The sequence below is a fragment of the Fusicatenibacter sp. genome (assembly GCF_977045365.1).
Window position 1 is genome coordinate 1 of sequence record NZ_CDRRUH010000082.1, and the last position, 8,897, is coordinate 8,897.

Here is an 8,897-nt window from a genome sequence, read left to right on the forward strand (position 1 = left end):
CTGGATCCGCCGGTCTGCTTCACAAGAATGGTAAGCTCGCCCTCCTCAAGAACCGTTCCCGCATAGACAACGGAACCTAAGGTACGGCGTACCGGAACAGATTCTCCGGTCAGAGAAGCCTGATTTACCATACCCTCGCCGTTGGATACCTCGCCGTCGAATGGAATCAGATTTCCCATATGTACGACAATCTCGTCGCCCGCAACAATTTTTTCAGACGGAACGAGAATTTCCTGGCCGTCTTTTTTCAGCCATACCTTTCCGACGTTCAGCGACATGCTGCGTGCCAGATCTCCGACGGATTTTTTATGCGTCCATTCCTCAAGCAGCTCTCCTACGCCGAGCAGGAACATGACAGAGCCTGCGGTTCCATAGTCGCCGCGGAGCATCGAAACACCGATTGCAGTTGCATCAAGAACCGGAACTTCGATCTTTCCCTGTGCCAGTGTCTGGATTCCTTTCCAGATATATTTTACGGAAACAACCGTAGTATAGATGGCACGGATCGGTGCCGGAAGAAGCCATTTTCTTCCAAAGTGGTAAATCACTTTGCTGATCAGCTTTTCCTGATATTCGTTGTTTAACGCTCTGCCGGAACTCTCAAGCAGTCCGGTCGGCAGCTCTACCTCCTCGTAGTGGAAGAGCTGTATCATCCGAATCACAGCGGCTCGTTCTCCCTCGTAACAAATCACGGCATCGCCGGTTCTGTCATATACCTTCGCGAAAGATACCTGGTTCTGATTCTGCAGATAGTACAGCAGTGTCTCTGCCTGTACGGAGGACATGCGCTTCTGTGCCAGATGGATTCGGATTCTGCCTCTGCTTTCGTGTTTAATATAAAATTTCAAATCTTATGCCTCCTAGAAAAACACCTGCAGAGAATTCTGCAGGCGTTTCGTTTTTCCGTATGAATACGACGTAAATCAGATGTTGCTGTGTACAGCTTATGCCTCAACCGTATCCTCTGCTTCTGCTTCAACAGCTTCCTCTGCTGTCTCTTCAGCTACATCCTCTACTGCCTCTTCTGCTGCTTCACGCTCTTCGTTGATCTGTTTTGCGTCAGCATAGATGTCCTCCGCATTCTCCTGGATGGTCGTTACCGTATCCATAACAACTTTCTTTGCACGAAGAACAGCTGCGGTGCAGTTGGTGTAAAGTTTTTTCGCATCCTTGCTGGACAGTGCTTTGATACCTGCTGTTCCGAATAATACTCCTGCTGCGAAAAGTCCTGGATGTTTTAAATCTTTGATTGTCATATTACATTTCCTCCTGTTGTTAAAATAAATTTTTCCTGAATTTTATATCTTCCCCCGCCGTGGTTCACAGTATAGCACTCACCTGCTCGGTTAGACAATACGTACAGTTCTTTTTGATAATTATTTTCATTAAAACGGGGAAAACGGAAGGAATTTTCACCCGTTTTCCCCGTTTTTCAGCCTTCCACCGCTGAAACAATCACATTTTCAATATCCTGATTCTGAATATAGCCCTTTGCCTTCAGTCCGGATTTCATCACGTCCATCCACATCTCTCCGCTTAAGCGGCAGATGGTATGATCGCTCAGTTCTACGGTACAGCCCTGATCTTTGAAGCATTCTTCTCCACAGGCAATCTTGTAAAAATTTTTGCGGCTGATTGCACCGATGCTCTCCAGTGTATTCACCATGCGATACACCGTAGCAGGCCCGATGCTGCTGTCTTTCTGCAGAGCTTTATAGTAAATTTCTTTACAGCAGGAGCACTCCTCTTCCAGGATAATATCGAGCAGAATCCGTCTCTGTCTGGTTATTCTGCATCCCTGTTCCCGGAGCTTCTGAATAATCAGTTCTCGCTTCATCTGTGTTCTGTGATAATTTCTGGCTTCATGCTTTGTCTGTTCCTGCGGCATACGTTCTACCTCCTGATGATGATTCCTGTCCTGTCAGTCGCAATGTCCCTTGCACTGCCCGCAGTTACCACCACAGCTTCCCTTGCCGCTTTTTTTATCTTTAATCATACTGCGTACTGCAAGTCCTACCAGACCAACAATGACTACAAGTGTGATAAAAGTTCCCATAAAAACAACTCCTTTCTTTTCAAAAGAGTCCGCATCCTGCAGCGGATGCCGGATACGGACTCTTCATCAGATACATGTTCTCTATCTGTCACAGCAATTATTTGCTGAACATTTTGTTGGTGGAAACGCTCAGAGTTGCGCTTTCTTTGTAAGGTCTTACCAGCAGATATACAAATCCGATGATGAGCAGAACAGCAACTACCGTTCCGATTCCAAAACCGCCGCCGATAAACAGGTTACCGATCTGATAGATGCACAGGGATACAACATAGGCAAGCAGTGTCTGATATCCGATTGCAGTAAAAAACCATTTGGTATTGTTCATCTCACGTTTGATTGCACCCATTGCTGCGAAGCACGGTGCGCACAGAAGGTTGAATACCAGGAAGGAATAAGCTGCTACCGTAGATAAGCTTCCTGCGAGCTGTCCCCAGATCTCGGCGCCGTCTTCTGCAACTTCACCAAAGCCGAACAGGATGCCAAAGGTACCAACAACGTTCTCTTTTGCGATCAGTCCGGAAACAGCTGCAACAGCCATCTTCCAGTCGCCCCATCCAAGAGGTGCAAACAGAGGAGCGATCACGCTTCCGATGGAAGCCAGGATACTGTCATTTAACTGCTCAGCTTCCAGCATTCCGAAGGATCCGTCAACCCATCCGAAGTTCATCAGGAACCACAGAACGATAGTAGACATCAGGATGATCGTACCGGCTTTTTTGATGAAAGACCAGCCACGCTCCCACATGCTGCGAAGAACGTTGCTTACCGTCGGCCAGTGGTAAGCCGGAAGCTCCATAACAAACGGAGCCGGATCGCCAGCGAACAGTTTTGTTTTTTTCAGGATGATACCGGAGCAGATGATTGCTGCGATACCAACGAAGTAAGCACTTGGTGCAACCCAGGAAGCTCCATTAAACAGAGCGCCTGCGATCAGGGCGATGATTGGAAGTTTTGCTCCACAAGGTACAAACGTTGTTGTCATGATGGTCATTTTACGGTCACGGTCATTCTCGATGGTACGGGAAGCCATGATACCAGGAACACCACAACCACTTCCGATCAGCATCGGAATGAAGGATTTTCCGGAAAGTCCAAATTTACGGAAGATACGGTCCATGATGAATGCAACACGCGCCATGTAACCGCAGGACTCCAGAAATGCCAGGAACAGGAACAGTACCAGCATCTGCGGTACGAATCCAAGTACGGCACCAACACCGGCAACAATACCATCCAGGATCAGACCCTGCAGCCAGTCAGCGCAGTGGATCGCGTTCAGCAGATTTTCAATGGCCGGCGGAATGATCTCTCCAAAGAGTACATCGTTGGTCCAGTCCGTTACAAAAGTACCTACTGTTGTGACAGATACATAATATACAACCCACATAACAACCGCGAAGATCGGAAGTGCCAGCCAGCGGTTAGTTACGATCCGGTCGATCTTATCCGATGTTGTCATGGCGTTTTTCTTGTTCTTTGTGACACAGTCACCGATGATGCTGGAAATATAAACGTAACGCTCGTTTGTAATAATACTCTCGGTATCGTCATCAAATTTGTCTTCCAGCTGTTTGATCTCGGCAGATACATCCGGAACGGATTTCATCTGCTCTGTGATCTTATCATCTTTCTCCAGAAGTTTGATTGCAAAGAAGCGTTTCTGCTCATTTACAATATCACTTCCGAGTTTGCTCTCAACGGTGCGGATGACTGCCTCCACATCCTTGTCAAACTCATGAACTGGTACAGCAGCACCTTTTTTCTGTGCAATCTGCACTGCTTTATCAGCAGCTTCTTTGATTCCGGTTCCTTTCAGTGCAGAGATGGTTACAACTTCACAGCCCAGCTTTTTCGCCAGTTTGTCGATATGTATTTTGTCTCCGTTCTTTTCAACAATATCCATCATGTTGACAGCCATGATCACCGGAATACCAAGTTCCATGATCTGTGTGGACAGATACAGGTTACGCTCAATGTTGGTACCATCTACGATGTTCAGAATCGCATCTGGTCTTTCATTAATCAGGTAATTTCTGGCTACCACTTCCTCCAGTGTATACGGAGATAAAGAATAGATACCCGGAAGGTCCATGATGGTGACATCTTTGTGGCCTTTGAGCTTTCCTTCTTTTTTCTCGACGGTTACACCTGGCCAGTTTCCTACGAACTGGTTGGAGCCTGTCAGTGCATTGAACAATGTTGTCTTACCGCAGTTCGGGTTTCCTGCGAGTGCAATCTTAATTGCCATTTTTTCCATGCCCCTCTTTCTTTGATTTTTACTGATTTTAATAACTTCACAAGCCTTACCAATATTGGCTACAGCTTGCTTTTGTTAGCATCCGCTAACAAGCAGGCAAAAAAAATTTACTCTACTTCAATCATTTCGGCATCTGCTTTTCTTAAGGATAATTCGTATCCTCTGACGGTTACTTCGACCGGATCGCCGAGCGGAGCAACTTTGCGCACGAATACGTCAACACCCTTGGTGATTCCCATATCCATGATTCTTCTTTTGACCGGACCGGAGCCGTTGAGTTTTACAACTTTAACGGTTTCTCCTACGGAAGTCTCTTTTAAAGTCTTCATCTTCTCTCCTTCTTTCCTATCAAATCAGGATTTTGGCTGCCATATCTTTTCCAACGGCCACCCTGGAATCTTTCACATTCACGATGAGATTGCCGTCGATTTCCGATACGACTGTCACGTTTCCGCCAACGACGAAGCCAAGATTTTCAAGAAATCTTCTGGTCTCTTCTTTTCCGCCGACTTTTCTGATTGTGTAACATTCGCCTGGATTTGCCATCGTTAAAGGCATAGTCAATTACCTCCTGTGTATGATAATGAGTTTCATCTCTATTTCAGTTGTTAGTATATGCTAACGTACGTTAGATGTCAACTGCTTTTTTACTATTTTTTTGTATTTTTTTCTGAAATTTGCTCTGCTATTGAGAAAAAGCCGCCGTTAAGAGCCCTGTTTTTCCGCAAAATAAGGCAGAACAGAGAAATTTCGCCTGTTCTCTGTTCTGCCCTGTGCTGTCCCGTTTTCTCTTTTAGAAACGGTACATCATCTTATGCCATTTGGCACCGCCGTGCGTTGAATCGGAAAGTTCGATATATTCGTATCCGATCATTTTATAGAATGGAATCATATGATCCTTGCATGTAAGAACAACGGCTTTTTTGCCGCGCTCCCCTGCGCTCTTTACCATATAACGCATCAGTGCTTCGCCGATGCCCTGTTTCTGAAACTTCGGATTGACGTCCAGCCCGAAAATCATCTGGTAATCGCCGTCCGGGTTGTGCAGCGAAGCATCGTGATACAACGCATCCGCCAGATAATCCGTATCCGCGCAGCAGCCGTTGCAGAAGCCTGCGATTTCGCCGTCCTCGGTCTCCGCTACAAAGAAGCTGTTTTTACAGGTTTTATACCGCTCAATAAAATCCTCATAGCCTGCCGCCTCCGCAGCCGGGAAGCAGACTGCCTCCACCTCGGCTACCTGTTTCAGATCCTCCTCGCGCACCGGACGGATCGTATACTTTACTTTTCGTTTTAAATACGGCTTCAGTCCCTCTACAACTTCTTCGACCGTTCCATCCACAAACGGATTTTTCAGGCCTGCTAATTCCAGCAGTTCAAAGTATCCCTTGCTTCCGCCCGCCTGGCAGAGACGGTAATAGTCCGCCCACGCCTGCTCCGGCTCTTTTTTCGACCGCTCAAAGAACTGGAACGCACAGATCTGCGCCAGCGCATAATCAATATAATAGAACGGATTCACAAAAATATGCTGCTTCTGCATCCAGAAACCGCCCTCCTCGAGGAACTTGTGACCATCGTAATTTCTCCAAGGCATATAATTCAGCTCCAGCTGATGCCATACCTCACGGCGCTCCTTTGCCGTCATGCCGATGTTTTCAAATACTTTATGCTGAAATTCATCCACGCATACCATGTACGGAATCACTTCGAGCGCACTCATCAGATGTGCATAACGGTAATCGTCTGCCTTATCTCCAAAGAATGCATCCATCCACGGGTACGCAAAATGTTCCATCGACATCGAATGAATCTCCGCCACCTCGCTCGTCGGGAAAACCATGTCCATAAACGGAATCTGTTTCGCCGCCGTATACGCCTCAAACGCATGACCTGCCTCGTGGGTCAGAACATCGACATCTGCGCTCGTGCCGTTAAAGTTTGAGAAGATAAACGGCGCCTTGAACGTATTCAGAAACGTACAGTAACCACCCGTCTGTTTTCCCGGCTTCGTCTCCAGATCAAACAGCTCATGCTCCACCATAAAATCAAAGAACTCGCCCGTTTCCTTCGACAGTTCATGGTACATCTTCTGTGCCTTCGCAACCAGCTCCGCCGTCATTCCCTCCGGCACCGCATTTCCTTCCGGGAAAATCAGCTCCTCATCGTAATAATGCAGCTTGTCCACGCCAAGCCGTTTCTCCTGCTCTTTCCTAAGTTCCAGGCAGAGCGGCACAATTTTTTCCTTCACCTGCGCACGGAACTTCGCAACATCCTCCGCCGTATAATCGTATCTTCCATAGCTGAGATAAATAAACTCAATATAAGAAGAAAATCCCAGCTTTTTCGCAATTTTATCGCGCAGCGGAACCATCTTGTCATACAGCGCATCCAGCTCCCCGGAAATCTTCTCATACAGATCTCCCCACGCCGTCATCGCCTCTTTCCGCATTTCACGGTCCGTACTCTGCATTGCTTTCAGCAGTCCGTAAAAATTACACGTTTCTCCCTTAAATTCCGTCGAAGCATTCGCCGTAATTTTGCTGTACTGCTGCGTCAGATTCGCCTCTTCAATCAAATCCTCCACAATACAGTCATCGGCCAGTTTCTGCCCAACTTCCATATTCTTCACAAAGAAGTCTCCAAACTCCTCCGCAAACTCTTTGATAAACGGAGACTCCAGAATCACCTTCTCCGCCTTCTGCATCAACAGCCGAATCCCCGGAACCGTCTCATTCCAGAACTGAACCTCCCCTTCATAAAACGAATCCCTGGTATCCACCGTATACCTCACCTGTGCCACTTCCGCCATCGTCGCCCAGACATCCTCCCGCGCCTTCTCTTCCATAAAAAGCCCGCGCAGCTCCTCATACGACTTTACGTTTTTCAACGCCTCCGTATACGCTCTGACCTTCTCTTTCTCCACTTCCATATCCGGTCTTACATACTCAATTTCCGAAAACTTCTTCATCTTTCTTCGTACCTCCTTTTCACTCCAAAACACCCAGTTCCTTCAATTCATGATAAACCCTGGACGCCGGAAGCCCCATCACATTATAATAGTCCCCCCGGATCCCCTTAATAAACTTTGTCCCAAACGCCGTCTGAATCCCATATCCACCAGCCTTATCCGACCAGACCGGAGCCTCTCCCTCTCTCTCGAGAGCAAGATACCCCTCAATCTCCTCATCCGACATCGCATAAAACTCCACATCCGTACCGTCACAGAACGACACAACCTTCTTCGCGTCCCCCTCCTTCACCGCAATCGTAACCCCAGTATACACCTGATGCACCTTCCCCTGCAACTCCCGCATCATCTTTCTCGCCTGTTCAATCCCCTTCGGCTTTCCCAGAATCTCCTCCTCAAAAGCCACAACCGTATCCGCTCCAATCACCACAGAGTCACCTTCTGTGCCCTCTGCCACATCCAGACACTTCAATCTCGAAAGCTCCTCCACAACCTTCTCCGGCTCTGCAGACGTCACAACCTCTTCCGCCCCCGACGGCCGCACCTCACATTCAACCCCCAACATCTCCATCAACTCTCTCCGTCTCGGTGACCCCGACGCCAAAACAATTTTCATCTCTTATATCTCCTTTATTTTTCATTTTCATAACAAATATCAGCGGGCAGTGAGCCGCCTCAAAGAGGCGACTCACGTCCCCGCGTCCGTGCCTTTCGCGCGCGGGAGGGGAACTGCGCACGAGGGATTGCGACTTGAGGCGGACAGCCGGACAAAATAAGTACGCCGGGAACGAACACAATCCACTCGTGTCCGTTCCCGGCGTACTTATTTTGTCTGGATGTCCGAATCACGGAGTGATCCCCCGTCGCAGCTCCCCTCCCGCGCGCGAAAGGCACGGACGCGGGGACTACAACCTTCCGTCCTAATACAAAGCAAAACGATAAGCCGGGTTATGTCGTGTGTAATCATCTATCCAATGGAACTGTCGCCAGTCCCCTTCAGCGACCCACCTGAAAACATGACGGGCAGCCATATACGTTTTCTATTCGGTCTTGCTTCGGATGGGGTTTACATGGCTTCCTCTGTTACCAGAGAAACGGTAGTCTCTTACACTGCCTTTCCACCCTTACCAGAAAAATCAAAGATCCCTCTGGCGGTATCTCTCTGTTGCACTATCCCTGGAGTCACCTCCGCCGGACGTTATCCGGCACCCTGCCCTGCGAAGCCCGGACTTTCCTCACCTGGCCCCTTTCGGTCCTGCCAGCCGCGATTACATATCTTACTTCGTCATAAAACGGAACATCAGACAGTAAATAATCATATCACAAAACTTCCATATTGTCCATCCCCAAACTTGAGAAACCACGACAAACGCATGAATGACTATCTAATACCAATTCTGCTTTTTCAGTTTTTTTAAGCTTCTAAAAGTTCTTCCAAGTACTTAATTGGACGCAAGCTTACTACAAACCTTTTCTTTCTCATCGACAACTTATGTCTTGATAACTCTGCCGGTTTCAAAATACTCAGGCTCCATTTTCTTATTATATTCAAATTTTGTGCCGCCATTTTATCAATTGTTGTATTTGCATCTTCCCGAAACGTTACATCCAAATGC

At 47.7% G+C, this 8,897-nt stretch carries 9 protein-coding genes, 1 other RNA gene and 1 pseudogene; all 11 read right to left on the reverse strand.

Going from position 1 to position 8,897, the window contains the following annotated elements:
- A partial coding sequence (locus tag ACY2VW_RS13380; protein WP_461878393.1) for a P-type ATPase occupies positions 1-848 on the reverse strand: 848 nt, incomplete at its 3' end.
- 96 nt (positions 849-944) lie between these two features.
- A complete protein-coding gene (locus ACY2VW_RS13385; protein ID WP_022462749.1) occupies positions 945-1,256 on the reverse strand; it encodes a DUF6110 family protein in 312 nt (103 codons plus the stop codon).
- Positions 1,257-1,432: 176 nt separating this feature from the next.
- The gene (locus ACY2VW_RS13390) at positions 1,433-1,888 is read right to left on the reverse strand and encodes a transcriptional repressor (RefSeq protein WP_022462748.1); all 456 of its coding nucleotides are present in this window, start codon (positions 1,886-1,888) and stop codon (positions 1,433-1,435) included.
- Between the two features lie 33 nt (positions 1,889-1,921).
- Positions 1,922-2,056 carry a FeoB-associated Cys-rich membrane protein gene (locus ACY2VW_RS13395; protein WP_461878394.1) on the reverse strand — a complete coding sequence of 45 codons (135 nt, stop codon included), beginning with the start codon at positions 2,054-2,056 and terminating at the stop codon, positions 1,922-1,924.
- Between the two features lie 97 nt (positions 2,057-2,153).
- Positions 2,154-4,304, reverse strand: coding sequence for a ferrous iron transport protein B (gene feoB / locus ACY2VW_RS13400; protein ID WP_022462746.1), 2,151 nt, complete (start codon positions 4,302-4,304; stop codon positions 2,154-2,156).
- A gap of 116 nt (positions 4,305-4,420) precedes the next feature.
- Positions 4,421-4,642, reverse strand: coding sequence for a FeoA family protein (locus ACY2VW_RS13405; RefSeq protein WP_022462745.1), 222 nt, complete (start codon positions 4,640-4,642; stop codon positions 4,421-4,423).
- 19 nt (positions 4,643-4,661) lie between these two features.
- A complete protein-coding gene (locus ACY2VW_RS13410; RefSeq protein WP_022462744.1) occupies positions 4,662-4,871 on the reverse strand; it encodes a FeoA family protein in 210 nt (69 codons plus the stop codon).
- A 235-nt stretch (positions 4,872-5,106) separates the two neighbouring features.
- Positions 5,107-7,281 carry a M3 family oligoendopeptidase gene (locus ACY2VW_RS13415; protein ID WP_461878395.1) on the reverse strand — a complete coding sequence of 725 codons (2,175 nt, stop codon included), beginning with the start codon at positions 7,279-7,281 and terminating at the stop codon, positions 5,107-5,109.
- A gap of 19 nt (positions 7,282-7,300) precedes the next feature.
- The gene (locus ACY2VW_RS13420; protein ID WP_461878396.1) at positions 7,301-7,897 is read right to left on the reverse strand and encodes a Maf family protein; all 597 of its coding nucleotides are present in this window, start codon (positions 7,895-7,897) and stop codon (positions 7,301-7,303) included.
- 307 nt (positions 7,898-8,204) lie between these two features.
- Positions 8,205-8,565: RNase P RNA component class A (rnpB, locus tag ACY2VW_RS13425), an RNA gene on the reverse strand.
- Between the two features lie 130 nt (positions 8,566-8,695).
- Positions 8,696-8,897, reverse strand: a pseudogene (locus ACY2VW_RS13430) (ISAs1 family transposase); the annotation flags it as partial.